Here is a 16,815-nt window from a genome sequence, read left to right on the forward strand (position 1 = left end):
CATAAAGTCGAAAGTCGAAAGTCGCTTGGCACATTTTGCCTTTTGACTTTAAGACTTTGGGCTTTCGACCAAATTCTTATTTATAACTTCTTTGAACTAATTTAATGTTTTCGTAATTAAGAGGTTCTTTGTGTAACACAGCATCACTTGGTTTTCCTTTGTATTCCCAAGCTGCAACGTATGCAAAGTTTTCGTCGTCACGAAGTGCTTCTCCTTCTTCTGTTTGGTATTCCTCACGGAAGTGACCTCCACAAGATTCGTTACGGTGTAAAGCATCTTTCGCGAACAATTCTCCTAATTCTAAGAAATCGGCAACACGAGTCGCTTTTTCTAATTCCTGATTAAATTCGTTAGCATTTCCAGGAACTTTTACATCTTTATAAAACTCTTCACGTAAAGCAGCAATTTCTTCGATAGCTTCAGCCAATCCTTTAGCATTACGAGCCATACCTACTTTATTCCACATAATTTTTCCTAATTTTTTGTGGAAGTAATCTACAGAGTGTTTACCATTATTATTGATAAATTTCTCGATTTGATCTTTTACTGCTTTTTCAGCCTCAACGAATTCTGGTAAATCTGTAGAAATTTCACCCATTTTAATATCTGGAGCTAAATAGTCTCCGATAGTATAAGGCAATACGAAATATCCGTCAGCTAAACCTTGCATTAAAGCAGAAGCTCCAAGTCTGTTTGCTCCGTGATCAGAAAAGTTAGACTCTCCAATTGAGAAACATCCAGGAATTGTAGTCATTAAGTTATAATCAACCCAAGTTCCACCCATTGTATAGTGAACCGCTGGGTAAATCATCATTGGAGTTGTATATGGATCTTCATCGACGATTTTGTAATACATCTGGAATAAGTTTCCGTATTTACTTTTCACTATTGCAGCTCCTAATTTAGTTACCAAAGCAGCATCTTTATCGTCTAAACCTTTTACGTAAGCATCTTCAGTTCCGTAACGTTTGATTGCCGCAGCGAAATCTAAGTAAACCGCTTCTCCAGTTTTGTTAACCCCAAAACCAGCATCACATCTTTCTTTAGCTGCACGAGATGCAACGTCACGAGGTACTAAGTTACCAAAAGCAGGATATCTTCTTTCTAAGAAATAATCTCTTTCGTCTTCAGATAAATCAGTTGCTTTTTTCTTTCCTTCACGGATTGCCTGAGCATCTTCTAATTTTTTAGGAACCCAAATACGACCGTCATTACGTAAAGATTCAGACATCAAAGTCAATTTAGACTGGTGATCTCCTGAAACCGGAATACATGTTGGGTGAATTTGTGTATAACAAGGATTTGCGAAAAACGCTCCTTTTTTATGAATTTTCCAAGCTGCTGTTGCATTACTTCCCATAGCATTTGTAGAAAGGAAAAATACGTTTCCGTATCCTCCAGAACCAATTACTACCGCGTGAGCAGAATGTCTTTCAATTTCTCCTGTAATTAAGTTACGAGCGATAATACCTCTCGCTTTTCCGTTTACGATTACTAAGTCTAGCATTTCGTGACGGTTGTACATTTTAATTTTTCCACGACCAATTTGACGGTTCATTGCAGAATAAGCTCCTAACAATAATTGTTGTCCAGTTTGTCCTTGTGCATAAAATGTACGAGAAACCAAAGTTCCTCCAAAAGAACGGTTATCTAATAATCCGCCGTATTCACGAGCCAATGGCACCCCTTGAGCCACACATTGGTCAATAATATTTCCTGAAACCTCAGCCAAACGGTAAACGTTTGCCTCACGAGCACGGTAATCTCCACCTTTTACAGTATCGTAAAATAATCTGTAGATCGAGTCACCGTCACCTTTATAGTTTTTTGCCGCGTTGATACCTCCTTGTGCTGCAATAGAGTGCGCACGACGTGGAGAATCTTGGAAGCAGAATGCTTTTACGTTATATCCTAACTCTGCTAGAGTAGCCGCAGCCGAACCTCCAGCCAAACCTGTACCAACAACGATAATATCTAAATTACGTTTGTTAGCTGGGTTTACTAAATTAATATGATCTTTATAATTTGTCCATTTGTCCGCTATAGGACCATTTGGAATTTTTGAATCTAATGCCATTATAATTGATATTAATTATTGGTTGAAATGATGAAATAATGCGATAATTACGAAAGCAGCTGGTACTACTACAGCAAACCATAAACCTACTTTACTTAAAAATCTAGAGTATTTGTTGTGCATCCCTACAGATTGAAGAGAAGATGCAAACCCGTGCCATAAGTGGAATCCTAAAAGGACAAAAGACACACAGTATAATCCTGTACGGATTGGGTCATGAAATTTGTGAACTAACTCACCATAATATCTTGTAGCGTCTGGTGCAGTTCCTGCTATGTATTTGTAGCTAACTTCAGGAAACCAGAAATCATAAAAGTGCAATCCTAAGAAAGCCAAAATAACCAATCCAGAAATAATCATATTTCTAGAACTCCAAGAAGCGTTTGCAGCTCCGTTGTATTTAGCGTATGCAATTGGTCTTGCTGCGCTGTTTTGTGCTGTAAGTACAAATCCCATTACGAAGTGGAAAATTACTCCAAATGCCAAAACTGGCTGCATTACATACTGAATCAGCGGATTGTACCCCATAAAATGTGAAGCTTCGTTGAAAACGTCTTCACTAAGAACAGAAATAAAATTTAAGGTAACATGCAGCGCTAAAAACGTGATTAAGAATATTCCCGAAAGAGCCATTGCTACTTTCTTTAAGATGGAAGCATTCAACTGTGCAGATTGTGCCATAAGTGTTAAGTAGTTTGTTTTAAAAAATTAGACAAAAATAACTCAATTACAAAAGAACTACAACCATTTCGCTGTTATTTATAATGATTTTAAAATAGCCTACTCCTAAGTATTTTTACTTATAAATTTGTTTTTAATAATAAATAATTTAGTATAAAAATTTTCAAAAAATTGCTTTATAGCTATTTCTAAGCACTTTCTGATCTTTTAGAATTACCAAAAATTTATCATATTGTTATTTTATTCAAAGTTTTGATTTGTTTTCTTCAAAAGTGACCTGCGTTAAAAATTTTATTCCGTCAAAAAATTGCCAGTCCACAACATAGTTTTACCTTTATCGGCTCAAAAAATTGATAATGAAAACAGGAATTGATGCTATCTCATTTGATGTAGCAAACATACATTTACCCATAAAAACTTTGGCCATTGCCAGAAATATTGAACCAGAAAAATTAGAAAAAGGTCTTGGCTTACTAAAAATGACCTTTCCAGATGTTCATCAAGACGCTGTTGTTTTTGGAGCAAACGCACTAACAAAACTTATACTTGATAATAAAATAAACTTAAACGAAATAAGCCGAATTTATGTTGGTACCGAAAGCGGCATCGATAGTTCGAAACCAATTGCATCTTATTTAATTAGTTTAATGGAGCAAAAATTTGGCGAAGATGCTTTGGCCGAATGCGATGTTGTCGATTTCACTTTTGCTTGTATTGGCGGTGTAGACGCTATGCAAAACTGTTTGGATTTTGTAAAATTGAATCCTACCAAAAAAGCAATTGTGGTTACTAGCGACTTTGCAAAATACGATTTAAACTCTGGTGGTGAGTATACACAAGGCGCTGGAGCTGTTGCAATGTTGATTACTGCAAACCCGAAAATTATTGCTTTTGATGACAATTGGGCAACAAGTACAAAAGGTGTTTTCGATTTCTTCAAACCATACAGAACTATTTCTAAAGAAGAAATTACTAAAAACACTAACAACGATTCTTGGTTTGATAATTTAGAAGCTGAAATTGAAATTCATAAAGATCAACCGGTTTTTGACGGTCAGTATTCAAACCAATGTTATATGGATCGTACGCGTAATGCTTACTTTTCATTCAAAAAATTAAAAAATACTACCGAAACTTTATATAATACTTGGACAAGTATTATCATGCACTTACCGTATTCTTTTCAAGGAAGAAGAATGTTGTCTGAAATTTACGCTTTAGACAGTGCTGAAAAGATTATTGCTGATGATATTGCACCTGCAGATTATCAGACAAAAATTAAAGAAGTAGCAAAATCTGATGATTACAAAACATTTGTAACCGAGAAATTACAGCCAGCTGAATTAGCATCTTCATTAATTGGAAACCTTTATACAGGTTCTATTTTCATGGGATTATTGTCGACTTTGGCTCATTTTTACGATACTAAAAAAGAAGTTGCAGCAACTAAATTTGGTTTCTTAGCTTACGGAAGCGGATCTAAATCGAAAGTTTTCGAAGGAACAATTCAACCAGAATGGCAATCGGCTTTAGCAAATGTGAAGCTTTTTGAAAATTTAGGAGAAAGCGTAGAAATTGATTTCAATACTTACGAAAGTCTTCACAAAAAAGAACAAAAAACAAGCGTAAGAACTCCGAAAAACGAATGGGTTTTAGACCGAATCGAAAAAGAGATTCCTGTTTTAATTGGAGCTCGTTATTATAAATGGGTGGAATAATAATTAAATTCCAATTTTTGAAAACCCAAATTCCAAATAAAAAGCCGAAGTTTAATAGCTTCGGCTTTTTATTTACACACAGCGTGTCATTGCGAGGAACGAAGCAACCACACTAACAAATGTCACACGCGATGAGATTGCTTCGTTCCTCGCAATGACGACAGCACCTTAAAAACCTTTGTCAAAGTTTAAAACTTTGACAAAGGCAAAATCGCATAGTTTCAAATATTAAGAATTATCTAATTATCAAATTGTCACATTATCCAATTAAATTTAATCCTTCTTATGCTGTTCTGTATAATTTTGATTGCCTTTAATTCTGGTATCTTCCGTATGCATTCCGTTTGCCATTCCGAGCATGAAAGCCGTAATGATTAGAATTAATTTTCGTTTTAACCAATGAAGTCGTGGCTTAGATGGCTCTAAACCTTTTTTATGAGTTTGTTTATACATTTTAAAATGATAAATGATTAGACATTATGAATCATCTTATGCCATGAAATAGCATAATGGCGTAGAAATAAAATTTTTAAGCCGTGTATAAACTTTTCTTGAAGTTGCTTGAAGTACTTATTTCATTTATAAAAACCGACTGATTTATAAATGAAGCAATATTTTGATGAAGATTTTTATGTAATTGAAAGACAATTCGAATTTGAGAATTTAAAACTTCTTTTAATCTAAAATCAATTAAAAGTATCGGAAATACAGTTTTTCCAGCTCTTTTAACTTGATTAAAAACGTAAACGCGAAGATTTTTAAGATCTATTTCTTTTCTCGAAACAACAAAAGAAGATTGATAATACTCAGGAGAACTAGCTTGAGAATATAAAACACCATCACCCGCCATTACGACCAAAGCCACAAAAAGGGAAAACAGGTATTTTAAATGGTTTTTCAAAATCTTTTTCAGTTTTTAGAGTATTTCTTTACAATATTAGTTCTTTGTTTTTAATTACTAATCAACTTTCAACTTTTTTCGTGATCCTTTACGTCATTTTTGTCATTCCGAGGAACGAGGAATCTTCGCAAGTAGCTCGTCAAAGATTGTCCATTTTGTTTGTGGAGTTTCGTGTGTGATTTCTCCTTCGTCGAAATGACAACCTTTATGGTTATTTCATTTCTTTTTCTTGATTAAGAACCAACAATCCTAATCCCAAACAAAAAACTGCACAACTAAAAAGCATCCAAACTCCGTCCTTCAAAACAAAAAATGAAATCCCAACAGTAACCGCACCAAAAATTACTATTAAAGATTTTACAATTTCGGTTTTCATAAAATCAAATGCATGCAATGCCAGACCAAGAAAAAGTAAAGACGGACCAACGGCAATAAACGGATAAAAAATCAATGGCGAAATTGTAACTTGATGACTTAATGCCTCTTTTGCAATTTCGTTGTTTCCGTAACTCGACATTATAAAGTCGATTGTACAAAGACCAATATGCGCAATCACGCCCAAAGTTGTCAAAACGGAAGCAACTTTATTGATTTTTGTTTTTGGAAATGCATCATTAAAAGATAATAATAAACATGCGCCAATTAAATTAAACCAATGTGCAAAATCTACCGATTCGCTTAAATTGGGTATAAAGCCCGAAAAAAATAAATAACTAACTAAAAAAAGTAGTAATCCGATCATGCAAAAGTGTTTTGTTTTCATAATTTGTTTTAAAATTGATGAAGCAAAACTAAAATGAAACCATTTCTAAAAACCCAATTTTATTGACTTGGGTACAAAACGCATTGTTTTAGGTACGAAATTACAAAGCCAACAAAAATTCTTTATAGTTTTTAGAAACCGGAAGTTCGATTTGAGTTAAAATAATGGTATTTGAATTTCTCCAAGATTTAAAATGCGACGGATTTATTAAATGCGAACGATGAATTTGCATTAAAAAATCAAAATCATCTTGAACTTTTTTGAGCGAAGAACGAATTAATTTTGATTGAAGTTTTCCATTTTCGATATAAAAAATCTCAACATAATTCTGCGCATTCGAAATACAAACCAAATCGGCTTTGTTGATTTTTAAAACATCTAATCTATTTTCGCCTTTAATTACAAGAATATCTTCTTTTACAGGAATTAGTTTTATCAAATAAGTTCTAGCAAGAATAAGTACAGGTGTCAAAATCAAAGCAACTTTGATAAAGATGACACTAAAAAACTGCCCAAAATTATAACCTCCGTTTAAAATTGGACCTTTGTAGTAACAATAAACTCCAATTAAATAAATAGAATAATAAAAAAGAAGACTCAAAAGTTCGAGTTTTATATTCCACTTTTGGATTCTATCGTGAATCTTTTTTTGAAGAAAAGCGAGAACAGCATAACAAACAAAAGCCAATCCGCTAAAACCGAAACTGATCAAAAGCCACGATTGAAAGTTTATTGTTCCATCATCAAAAGGTTTTATGATAAAAGCGAATATAAAAAGCCACAAGCTGATTAAACTCGCAATTATTAAATGATGCTTTATTGATGGATTTAGTTTGTTCATTTTTTATTTAACCGCAAAGAGCGCTAAGTTATACGCAAAGTTCGTAATGTTTTTTGCTCGCAAAGTCGCTAAGACGCAAAGTTTTATTCGTTAATTTTAATATTTTCAGTATTCAAACTAGTCGCACATTTTAGAAAATGCAATACTTCCGTCAATTATCTTTTTTAATTCTTCAAATTCTACTGTCCATTCTATTGTTATAAATTTCGAACAGTTATTTTTCAAATCATCACTCCAGTCAATTAAAATAGCTGCACCTCCGTTTTTTATTTCTTCCTTAACAAATTCGTATGTTTTAAGGTAATAGTCGGCTCCCTCTCCTCTCAAATCAAAAGAGACATTTTTTGTTTTTGAAAAGACAGAACATAGCGAAAGTCGTTTTCTCTCGCTTGTGTTAAGATTTTTTATTTTATGTTTTTTAGTAAAACTATCTATTTCAAATATTCTTGACACTACAGAACTTTTTAGCTCGGCATTTCTTTTTAAATACTGCCTCACATTCATCGGGTAAATTATCCTTTTCAGCATTGATTCTTCTATAGGTCTAGCAAAAGTTAACGGCTTTATTACTTTTACATTTTTATGTTTTTTTATACCTGCAAAAATAGAGACTAACTCCAATTTCATATCTTCCAGATAACGATGGTTCTCCATATAAATAACTATCAATTCTCCTTCGTACAACTCAAAAGGCGGTATAAAATATTGATCGGTTTTTATTCCTTTACTTTCTAATATTAAGTCTTTCATTTTCTGAATAAAAAAATATTTTAGAATAATTTTACATCATCAAGATTACACAATTCTAAATTCAAAAACAATTCAACAATCAGAAAAGCTATATTTTAATAAAAGTATCTTCAAGAATGTGAAGCTGATTATGAGTGATTATCTTTTGTGGAGTTTCTTGCGGAGATTTGCTTCGCCTATTCGCTATCGCTCGGGTCTCCTTCGTCGAGAGGACAAGACCGAGGAAAAAACTTTGCGCTTTAGCGACTTTGCAAGATTATTCTATTTAGAACTTAAAGAAACAACTTTACGTTTTTTTACTTCTTCAAAAAAATATTCCTTGCGTTCTTTGCGAAAAACCTTTGCGAACTTTGCGGTTAAACTTAGAACGAATCAAAATCAGAAACAAATAAGAAAACTTTAATAAATCAATTTTCCGCTATACATTTAAAATATGTAATTTTGAAATTCGAAGTTCAAAAACTAAGTTATTATGAAATATCATCAAATAAACAGTGGTCTTTTTGTAAAAAACCGCAGAAAATTCATGGCAGAAATGAAACCTAATTCGGTTGCCGTGTTCAATTCAAATGACATTTACCCAATTAGTGCTGATAGTACTTTACCTTTTGCACAGCACAGAGATATTTTTTATCTAAGTGGTGTTGATCAGGAAGAAAGTGTATTGCTTTTGTTTCCAGATGCGCCTTACGAAAATCAAAGAGAAATTCTTTTCTTGAGAGAAACAAACGACCATATCGCAGTTTGGGAAGGTGAAAAATTGACTAAAGAACGTGCTTTTCAGGTTTCTGGAATTAGAACGGTTTATTGGTTACAAGATTTTCATAAAGTTTTGAACGAAATGATGACATACGCCGATACGATGTACATCAACACCAACGAACATTACCGCGCGACTGTTGAAACAGAAACTCGTGAAGCTCGTTTTGTAAAATGGTGGAAAGAGCGTTATCCAGCTCACAATGTTGCAAAAAGCAACCCAATTTTACAAAGAATTCGTTCTGTAAAAGAAAGTGAAGAAATCGACTTGATTCAGCATGCTTGTGATATTACAGAAAAAGGTTTCCGCAGATTATTAGGATTCGTAAAACCAAATGTTACAGAATACGAAATCGAAGCCGAATTGGCACACGAATTCATTCGTAACCGTTCTAAAGGTTTTGCTTATACTCCAATTATCGCTTCTGGAAACAATGCTAATGTTTTACATTATATCGAAAACAACCAACAATGTAAAGAAGGCGATTTGATTTTGTTAGACGTTGCTGCTGAATATGCAAATTATTCAAGCGACATGACAAGAACAATTCCAGTTTCTGGACGTTTTTCTGATCGCCAGAAAGCGGTTTATAATGCTGTTTTAAGAGTTAAAAATGAAGCTACAAAAATGCTTACGCCAGGAACGCTTTGGAAACAATATCATGTTGAAGTTGGTAAAATCATGACTTCAGAACTATTAGGCTTAGGATTAATCGACAAAGCGGATGTTCAGAACGAAAATCCAGAATGGCCGGCTTACAAAAAATATTTCATGCACGGAACGTCTCACCATTTAGGACTTGACACACATGATTACGGATTACTTCACGAACCAATGAAAGCCAATATGGTTTTTACGGTTGAGCCAGGAATTTATATTCCGAACGAAAAATTCGGAATTCGTTTAGAAGATAATGTTGTGGTTCAGGAAAAAGGAGAACCTTTTAACTTGATGAGAAACATTCCTGTAGAAGTTGAGGAAATCGAAACTTTGATGAATTCATAAAAACAATAAAGCCCTTAATAAGTATTAAGGGCTTTTTTAATTTATAAATCGGTTTTTAATTATCCGATTTTTGAAATCTGAACATCCAATTGGAATTTACCGTCAGCTTCGTTTCCGTTGATTAATTCGAAAAGTTCTAATGCTCTTCTTGCATTTTTCTCTTCTTCTCTTTGCTCTGCTACATACCACATCATGAATTCTTCTGTAGCATAATCATTTTCAGCTCTACATTTTGCAATTACTTTATTAACTGCCTGAGTAACTGAAATTTCGTTTTGTAAAGCAATTTCGAATACTTCTCTAAAAGAAGCAAATTCTTGTTGTACTTCAGGAACTGATGGCGTAATTGCAATCCCTCCCATATCTGTAATGAATTTGAAAATTTTTAGAAAGTGTTCTCTTTCTTCTTCAGCTTGCTTATATAAATAACCTGCTGTATTTGCAAAACCGTTTCTATCCAACCATGCAGCCATAGCCAAATATTTGTTTGAAGCATCGCTTTCTAATTTTGCTTGTAAATTCAATATATTTTCTACGCCTTCAGTTAATGACGTGCTTGTTCTTAGTAAATCTTTCATAACATTAAGTTTTATAATGTAAAATTACAAAAACTTAAGCGAGTAGCCCTAAATGTCCGAAAATTTGGATTTAATCTAAGTAAGAATCTAAATAAGCTCAACATTTACCATACTACAAAGCATAGAATGCAAACTAAGCGTAAATTTAGTTCCGTTTAATAATTCTCGCAACTGCACTATTTCGCAGATAGTAAGATTTCTGGAGAAATTTCTTTTTGTAGTTTCTATCAACTGCGCATCTGATTGGTCAGACAAATCATAAAGCATGTTCAAAATGTCAACGCTGTTTACCTTTCTTTGAAAAATCAAAAAATCTTGAATCTTATAACTTGACATTGTATCAGCAAAATTGATAATAATGCTGTTGGTCAAATCACATTGGTAACTGTATCCTTTTTCGGTTTCAAATAATACTTTGGTTGTCAAATCACTAACTAATGCCATTCTGATAAAATTATAACGGTGCAAAAATATAGAATTAAAAGCAATTAAACACATAATTAAGACTAATTTAAAATAACAAAAGTTGTTTTTATTTTTAAATACATCGTAAGAACACTAAAAAACTGTAACATTCTAAAAAATCATTAGACTAATTTTAAAAACAAATTATTAGAAATTATGCAAGCACACGAAATAGATTATCAGATTTTTGGAGAAGAAATGCAGTATGTTGAAATAGAATTAGATCCGCAGGAAATTGTTATTGCAGAAGCTGGCAGTTTTATGATGATGGAGAACAATATTCAAATGGAAACGATATTTGGAGATGGTTCTCAACAACAAGGTTCTGGTTTGTTTGGCAAACTTTTAAGCGCAGGTAAAAGAGTATTGACTGGCGAAAGCTTATTTATGACTGCATTTTTAAACCAAGGCAATAGCAAAAGCAAAGTTTCATTTGCATCACCATATCCTGGAAAAATTCTTCCAATTGATCTGACTGAATTTCAAGGTAAATTCATTTGTCAAAAAAGTTCTTTTTTATGTGCTGCAAAAGGCGTTTCTGTCGGAATAGAATTTTCTCAGAAACTAGGTCGCGGCTTATTTGGCGGCGAAGGTTTTATCATGCAGAAAATCGAAGGAGACGGAATGGCATTTGTACATTCTGGAGGAACAATGGCAAAAAAACAATTGGCTCCTGGCGAAATCCTGAAAGTAGACACTGGATGCATTATTGGTTTCACCAAAGATGTCGATTATGATATTGAATTTATTGGCGGAATTAAGAATTCTATCTTTGGTGGCGAAGGATTATTTTATGCCACTTTAAAAGGTCCGGGAACGGTTTTCATTCAATCATTACCTTTTTCTAGATTGGCAGATCGTATTATTGCATCGGCACCAAGATCTGGTGGCAATAGTCGCGAGGAAGGAAGTCTTCTTGGCGGATTAGGAAATCTCTTGGATGGTGACAACCGATTTTAAAGTATAGAATGGCTTACAGAAATGTGAGCCATTTTTCTTAAAAAACAAAAGCAGGCCTTTCGACCTGCTTCTGATAACCAACCAAAAAACCTTTAATAACCATTTGTGCCAAAATCTTGGGCATTTGAAATTGCATCCAGAAAAGATCTCGGAATAGGCCTAACTGTATGTTTAGTATCAACAAAATTTACTCCCGCAATTGGATTTGTCTGATCTAAATAATTCTTGTTTAATTTTCCAGTACGCTTTAAATCAATCCATCTTGTATGTTCGCCAGATAATTCTCTTGCTCTTTCTTTTAGGATAAAATCAATGTTCATATCGCCACTTGTCACCAACATTTCATTTTCTCTTGAAGTTATGGCAGCTCTTTTTCTTAAAGTATTGACATAACCCAATGCTTTAGATTGGTTATTGTCATTTAAAATAGCCGCTTCTGCTGCAATCAAATACACTTCTCCCAAACGGATAATAGGAATATCTCCTAACCAATATTGATTGCTTTGACAATACAATGCTGCAGAAAATTTTCGCATAGCTGGAAACATATTAATCAAATTCGGATCGTTTGGATACATTGTTGGGTCCTTATACTTATTTGTTCCGGGCTCGAAGATATCGCTTGGATCTGCAACCAAAACGGGCATTTTACTTTTAGTTACTGGATCGATGTTCCAATTTGGAGTAAAAACAGACAATCCTTCATCATTATTCATGTTGATTTGTTCTTCTATTCTTTGAGAATAAAAATTAACCGTAGGAAGAGCCTGCGCCAAAGTATTCTTAATCGTGTAACCAACCACAGAAGCATCTTTCTTGTAAGCTGTAGCCATTGCTTGCGTAATGGTCTTGTTGCTTGCTGCATAAAACTTATAAGTAAATGTCTCCGCAAAACGAGTATCTGCTGGTGATGGAACTGGAGAAAATACTTCTGTCAACAAATATTTACTTGGTTTAAGTAAACGGCTGTTTGCTCTTCCATACAAAATACTGGTTGCTCCAGCTCCCCATTCTGCTCCTCTGGTTGCCAAATCAGGTAAATAATATTGTCTTGTTCTACCTCTATTGAAACCTTCCGGATTTAAACCTCCCGGATCAATACCTTGAGTAAACAAAAACTCCGTGTTTTTCTTGTTATTGTTACCGTCCCAAAGCTTCTTAAATCCTGATGAAGTATTATCACTCAGATACAAAGCTGTATTGTATTTTCCTGGATTATTAATTAATTCTTCTGCCGTTTCTAGCGCCAATTTTGCATATTCAGAAACTTCTCCTAATCGGGTTCTTTGCAAATACACTTTAGCCAACAAACCATAAGCTGCTTTCTTTGCAACTCTTCCTTGTAGTGTTTGCTGCGTTGGAAGATGTAAGCATGCGAATTTTAGATCTTCGATAATTAAATCGTAAAATTCCTTTTCAGAGCTACGAACCGGTGCATTGTCTACTCCTTCAATTATAGATGATTTTGTTCTCAAAACCACTCCTCCAAATTGTTCTACCAATATAAAATTGCTAAATGCTCTTAGAAAATATACTTCTGCTAATTTCGCATTCAATTCTTCTGCAGAAGAATACCCCTTCACATCTTTAGCATAATACATAGCGGTATTACAAAGATTTATAGTCGCATAGGTTGTACCCCAAATTACTTTCACATTTCCATCGTCAGGATTCAACTGACTGGTATATTGTGCGTAACCAATTCCGCCTGTACCTATGTTCTCCCAAGAATCAGTACCTGCTTCTGTGGGCGCTATGTAATCAATTTTTCCATGCAAGAAGTACAAATTTTCATAACAACTATTAACTAAACCTTCAAATCCTGCTCTTTCGCCGTATGATTTATCCAGAGAAACAGTAGTAAGGTTCTTTTCGTCTAAACTACATGATTGAAGAAAACCAATCAGAAAAAAGACAATTAATGATTTTACATTTATATATTTTTTCATATTACTATAATGATAAATTAAGACCGAAAATAACTTGTTTAAATAATGGGAATGAATCTGATCCTCCGTTTTCTGGATCTACATCTTTCAATAAATGACTGCGGCTAAAAACAAAAGGATTATAAGCTGTTGCGTAAAGTCTTAAAGAATTCAAACCACTCTTTTTAAGAAAATCATCTGGCATAGAATACCCGATAGTGATATTCTTAATTTTTATATAAGAAGCATCTACCAACTCTAATGCCGATTGAAATTGTGTATTAAAAGTACCTCCTGGTCTTGGAAAATCATTTGTTGGATTATCTTGTGTCCAATAACTATAGGTTTCTGGCTGTGCTTCTTTGTTCCAATATCCAAGTACTTGAGCACGCATCATGCCGCCGTATCTTCCGTTTACAAACACTGTAAAATCGAAATTCTTATACTTGAATGTGTTTTGCATACCGAAGAAATAATCCGGAACATTGTTACCAACAATCATCCTGTCTTTTGTAGAATAAACGTGCACACCATTATCTGATACTCCGTTGGCATCAAATTGTTCAACTGTCTGAAGTTTAATATCTCCTGGTTTAGCACCATACAAAGCAGCTTCTGTTTCTTGCCCTAACTGCCAGATTCCTATTTTCTTATAATCATAAAACACTCCTCCCGCTGCTGGAGTCTGGCCAATAAAAAGACCTTCAGAAATTAATTGGCTCACACTTAGGTTTCCTAAATCAATATTGGTTAGTTTTTCTTTGGCATGTGTGTAAGTGAATGAGGTATTCCATTTGAAATTTTCGGTCTCAATATTTTTAGTATTGATTGCCAACTCAAAACCTCTATTTTGCGAAGTGGCGATGTTAGAAGTTTTTTTGTAAGGTGTTTTACCATCATAACCTCCAGAACTAGTTGGTAAACGACGATCCCATAAAATACCATCTGTTTGAGTCCAATAATATTCAGCTACAAGATCAATTCTATTGCGCAATACAGAAATATCCAAACCTAAATTGGTGTTTGTGGAACGTTCCCAGGTTAAATCAGGATTTGAAATATGCTCGGTAGGTACATACATCGGTAATGCAGTTCCACCACCAAGAGAAAGATTACTTGTCTTAGTCGAAGTACGAGTCAAGCTGGAATAAGGATCAATATTTGCCGATCCAGAAACACCATAACCAAGTCTTATTTTTAAATTATTCAACCAAGAACTCGTTCCTTGCATAAAAGCTTCATCGCTAATACGCCAAGCCACCGATGCAGATGGAAAAGCCGACCATTTATTACCGTCTGCCAATGGAGAAACTCCATCCCAGCGATTTGTTAACTGAAATAAATATTTCCCTTTAAAACTATAATTAAGACGCCCGGCAAATGACATTCTGTTAAACTGGCTGTAGGTGTTCATTCTCGTCGTAAGATTTTTTACAGCTCCCATATTATAAAACAAAAAATCGTCATAATCTAAACCATTACCTCCCATGAAAGTTCCCTCTGATCTGGTATCTGCCCATGACGTAATACCGGTAACTGTAAAATCATGATTTTTACCCGCCTTAAAGTTATAGTTCAATATATTTTCCCAGATATAACTATAACCTAAAGTCATATTGTAAGTAGCCTCACTTGCTGTCCTTCCTTCTGTCAGCAAATTGTATGAGTTTTTACTTTGAAAAGTACCCGCTCTGTTTCCTGAAAATCGTGTTCCTAAATTGGATCTTAATTTCAAATTTTTGGCAAATTCAATCTCCAAATAAGGATTGAATTGTATGTTGTAGCCCATAGATTCATCAGCAAAAGCTCCTGGATAATTATTTGCTAAAATGCTAATATTGTTAGGGTCTCCTGCTATTGGATACAGATTTACATCACCATTTTCATCAAATGGCACTCCCAAAGGATAAACGCTGTAAGCTTTATTAATTCTACTATTTGTTGTACTTCCTTTGCTGTAATTTAAAATCAGTTGAAAACCTGTCTTAAATTTATCGCTAAATTTAAGATCAATTCCTCCTCTAGAATTGAACTTGTTCATTTTATCATTTTTATAAATTCCTTCTTCCCCCACATATCCTAAAGAGAAATATCCTTGTACTTTTTCAGATCCTCCTCTCATAAAAAGGTTGTGGTTTTGCTGTGTTCCAACTTGCAAAGTTTCATCAATCCAATTTACATATTGTCCATTTTCAATTGCCGCAACTGCTGAAGCATTTAACCCTAAATCGGTTAAACTCGTAGCTTGATAACCATTGTCTAGGAAAAATCGATCACGTTTGTAGTTGAGCCATTTCTCTCCTGTAAGTGGTGCTGGGAAAGACGAGAAACCATTTAATCCGAAGTAGCTGTTAAAATCAATTTGTGTTTTTCCAGCTTTTGCTTTTTTAGTGGTTACAATGATAACTCCGTTTGCTCCAGAAGAACCATATATAGCAGTAGAAGAAGCATCTTTTAAAACATCAATGGTTTCGATGTCATTTGTATTCAAATTGTCAATGCTTGACGGAATTCCATCAATAATATATAATGGATCCTGACTAGCAGTTAACGATCTGTTTCCTCTCAATAAAACTTTGGGTGAAGTTCCTGCTTTTCCAGATGGACGTTGAATATCCAATCCTGAAACTCTTCCTTGAAGTGCTTCCATTGGACTAGCCACAGGATTCAAAGCAATATCAGTCGACTTAACTGTTGCTACAGCTCCCGTCAAATCTTTCTTTTTTACAGCTCCATATCCCACAATTACAACTTCGTTCAATGCCGAATTTTGCTCGTTTAATATCACGCTCAAAGATTTACTTTGACCAACTGTAACTTCTTTATTTTCAAATCCGATGAAAGAAAATACCAAAACACTATTTGATCCGCTTACGCGAATGGTAAATTTTCCATCCAAATCGGTTGAAACTCCATTATTAGTTCCTTTCTCTATAACATTTGCTCCTGGAATCGGCATATTCTTGGAGTCAGTTACTACTCCGGTAATTTCAATACCTTGTTCGGCTATTACTTTCGGAACGGAGTTTTTTTCCTGCAGATGTGCTTGTATTTTTTTCTTCGTCAAAATAATCTGTCGGTCATTTATACTATAAGAAATATCAGTATTCCTGAATACTTCATCCAGTATTTCAGTAATTCCTTTCTTCTTAACATTGATTGTCACCTTTCTATCCAGGTCTATTGCACTGCTCTCAAAAAGAAATCTGTATTCCGAAACAGACTCCACTTTGTTAAACAGTTTTTCAACCGGAGCATTATTCATATTTAAGGTCAACTTTGTATTTTGTGAATAGACGCCTGCTTGAATTCTCATCAAAGAAAGCATCAGTAATAGCGTGGTTAGTTTCATTTTCAGACTAATTTTAGGCAAATAAGGACTAAGCCA

General features: G+C 34.2%; 14 protein-coding genes. 3 read left to right on the plus strand and 11 right to left on the minus strand.

What is annotated here, in order from left to right; translation table 11 throughout:
• Positions 1-76: 76 nt before the first annotated feature.
• Together K6T82_RS21410 and K6T82_RS21415 are read right to left on the minus strand one after the other, a co-directional pair.
• Complete coding sequence (locus K6T82_RS21410; RefSeq protein WP_223710465.1) at positions 77-2,077, minus strand: fumarate reductase/succinate dehydrogenase flavoprotein subunit; 2,001 nt, start codon at positions 2,075-2,077, stop codon at positions 77-79.
• A 15-nt stretch (positions 2,078-2,092) separates the two neighbouring features.
• On the minus strand, positions 2,093-2,758 hold the full coding sequence (locus K6T82_RS21415) for a succinate dehydrogenase cytochrome b subunit (RefSeq protein WP_223710467.1): 666 nt from the start codon (positions 2,756-2,758) through the stop codon (positions 2,093-2,095).
• Between the two features lie 356 nt (positions 2,759-3,114).
• Between K6T82_RS21415 and K6T82_RS21420 the strand changes: the two genes are divergently transcribed.
• The gene (locus tag K6T82_RS21420; RefSeq protein WP_223710470.1) at positions 3,115-4,476 is read left to right on the plus strand and encodes a hydroxymethylglutaryl-CoA synthase family protein; all 1,362 of its coding nucleotides are present in this window, start codon (positions 3,115-3,117) and stop codon (positions 4,474-4,476) included.
• Positions 4,477-4,749: 273 nt separating this feature from the next.
• Here K6T82_RS21420 and K6T82_RS21425 read toward each other — a convergent pair whose 3' ends face one another.
• The 5 genes from K6T82_RS21425 to K6T82_RS21445 form a co-directional block, all read right to left on the minus strand.
• Positions 4,750-4,929, minus strand: coding sequence for a hypothetical protein (locus tag K6T82_RS21425; protein WP_223710472.1), 180 nt, complete (start codon positions 4,927-4,929; stop codon positions 4,750-4,752).
• Positions 4,930-5,005: 76 nt separating this feature from the next.
• A complete protein-coding gene (locus K6T82_RS21430) occupies positions 5,006-5,377 on the minus strand; it encodes a hypothetical protein (RefSeq protein WP_223710475.1) in 372 nt (123 codons plus the stop codon).
• A gap of 211 nt (positions 5,378-5,588) precedes the next feature.
• The gene (locus tag K6T82_RS21435) at positions 5,589-6,140 is read right to left on the minus strand and encodes a hypothetical protein (RefSeq protein WP_223710477.1); all 552 of its coding nucleotides are present in this window, start codon (positions 6,138-6,140) and stop codon (positions 5,589-5,591) included.
• 100 nt (positions 6,141-6,240) lie between these two features.
• A complete protein-coding gene (locus K6T82_RS21440; protein ID WP_223710480.1) occupies positions 6,241-6,981 on the minus strand; it encodes a LytTR family DNA-binding domain-containing protein in 741 nt (246 codons plus the stop codon).
• Positions 6,982-7,098: 117 nt separating this feature from the next.
• Positions 7,099-7,731, minus strand: coding sequence for a hypothetical protein (locus tag K6T82_RS21445; RefSeq protein WP_223710482.1), 633 nt, complete (start codon positions 7,729-7,731; stop codon positions 7,099-7,101).
• Between the two features lie 472 nt (positions 7,732-8,203).
• On the opposite strand from K6T82_RS21445, the gene K6T82_RS21450 reads away from it, so the two are divergent.
• Positions 8,204-9,496 (plus strand): aminopeptidase P family protein, encoded by a 1,293-nt coding sequence (locus K6T82_RS21450; RefSeq protein WP_223710485.1) that lies wholly within the window; start codon positions 8,204-8,206, stop codon positions 9,494-9,496.
• 59 nt (positions 9,497-9,555) lie between these two features.
• Here K6T82_RS21450 and K6T82_RS21455 read toward each other — a convergent pair whose 3' ends face one another.
• On the minus strand, positions 9,556-10,074 hold the full coding sequence (locus K6T82_RS21455; protein ID WP_223710488.1) for a ferritin: 519 nt from the start codon (positions 10,072-10,074) through the stop codon (positions 9,556-9,558).
• A gap of 87 nt (positions 10,075-10,161) precedes the next feature.
• Positions 10,162-10,518 carry a hypothetical protein gene (locus K6T82_RS21460; protein WP_223710490.1) on the minus strand — a complete coding sequence of 119 codons (357 nt, stop codon included), beginning with the start codon at positions 10,516-10,518 and terminating at the stop codon, positions 10,162-10,164.
• 177 nt (positions 10,519-10,695) lie between these two features.
• Between K6T82_RS21460 and K6T82_RS21465 the strand changes: the two genes are divergently transcribed.
• On the plus strand, positions 10,696-11,499 hold the full coding sequence (locus tag K6T82_RS21465) for a TIGR00266 family protein (protein WP_223710493.1): 804 nt from the start codon (positions 10,696-10,698) through the stop codon (positions 11,497-11,499).
• Positions 11,500-11,591: 92 nt separating this feature from the next.
• Here K6T82_RS21465 and K6T82_RS21470 read toward each other — a convergent pair whose 3' ends face one another.
• Positions 11,592-13,448: a RagB/SusD family nutrient uptake outer membrane protein gene (locus tag K6T82_RS21470; protein ID WP_223710496.1), complete on the minus strand. Its 1,857-nt coding sequence runs from the start codon at positions 13,446-13,448 to the stop codon at positions 11,592-11,594.
• Between the two features lie 4 nt (positions 13,449-13,452).
• Positions 13,453-16,779 carry a TonB-dependent receptor gene (locus K6T82_RS21475; protein WP_223710498.1) on the minus strand — a complete coding sequence of 1,109 codons (3,327 nt, stop codon included), beginning with the start codon at positions 16,777-16,779 and terminating at the stop codon, positions 13,453-13,455.
• Positions 16,780-16,815: the final 36 nt, after the last annotated feature.

The sequence above is a fragment of the Flavobacterium potami genome, from assembly GCF_020026915.1.
In the GTDB taxonomy this organism is placed as follows: domain Bacteria; phylum Bacteroidota; class Bacteroidia; order Flavobacteriales; family Flavobacteriaceae; genus Flavobacterium; species Flavobacterium potami.

Coding starts and splice junctions, on each gene's coding strand:
- K6T82_RS21410 (WP_223710465.1), bottom strand. CDS start 2,077: ATGGCATTAGATTCAAAAATTCCAAATGGTCCTATAGCGGACAAATGG.
- K6T82_RS21415 (WP_223710467.1), bottom strand. CDS start 2,758: ATGGCACAATCTGCACAGTTGAATGCTTCCATCTTAAAGAAAGTAGCA.
- K6T82_RS21420 (WP_223710470.1), top strand. CDS start 3,115: ATGAAAACAGGAATTGATGCTATCTCATTTGATGTAGCAAACATACAT.
- K6T82_RS21425 (WP_223710472.1), bottom strand. CDS start 4,929: ATGTATAAACAAACTCATAAAAAAGGTTTAGAGCCATCTAAGCCACGA.
- K6T82_RS21435 (WP_223710477.1), bottom strand. CDS start 6,140: ATGAAAACAAAACACTTTTGCATGATCGGATTACTACTTTTTTTAGTT.
- K6T82_RS21440 (WP_223710480.1), bottom strand. CDS start 6,981: ATGAACAAACTAAATCCATCAATAAAGCATCATTTAATAATTGCGAGT.
- K6T82_RS21445 (WP_223710482.1), bottom strand. CDS start 7,731: ATGAAAGACTTAATATTAGAAAGTAAAGGAATAAAAACCGATCAATAT.
- K6T82_RS21450 (WP_223710485.1), top strand. CDS start 8,204: ATGAAATATCATCAAATAAACAGTGGTCTTTTTGTAAAAAACCGCAGA.
- K6T82_RS21455 (WP_223710488.1), bottom strand. CDS start 10,074: ATGAAAGATTTACTAAGAACAAGCACGTCATTAACTGAAGGCGTAGAA.
- K6T82_RS21460 (WP_223710490.1), bottom strand. CDS start 10,518: ATGGCATTAGTTAGTGATTTGACAACCAAAGTATTATTTGAAACCGAA.
- K6T82_RS21465 (WP_223710493.1), top strand. CDS start 10,696: ATGCAAGCACACGAAATAGATTATCAGATTTTTGGAGAAGAAATGCAG.
- K6T82_RS21470 (WP_223710496.1), bottom strand. CDS start 13,448: ATGAAAAAATATATAAATGTAAAATCATTAATTGTCTTTTTTCTGATT.
- K6T82_RS21475 (WP_223710498.1), bottom strand. CDS start 16,779: ATGAAACTAACCACGCTATTACTGATGCTTTCTTTGATGAGAATTCAA.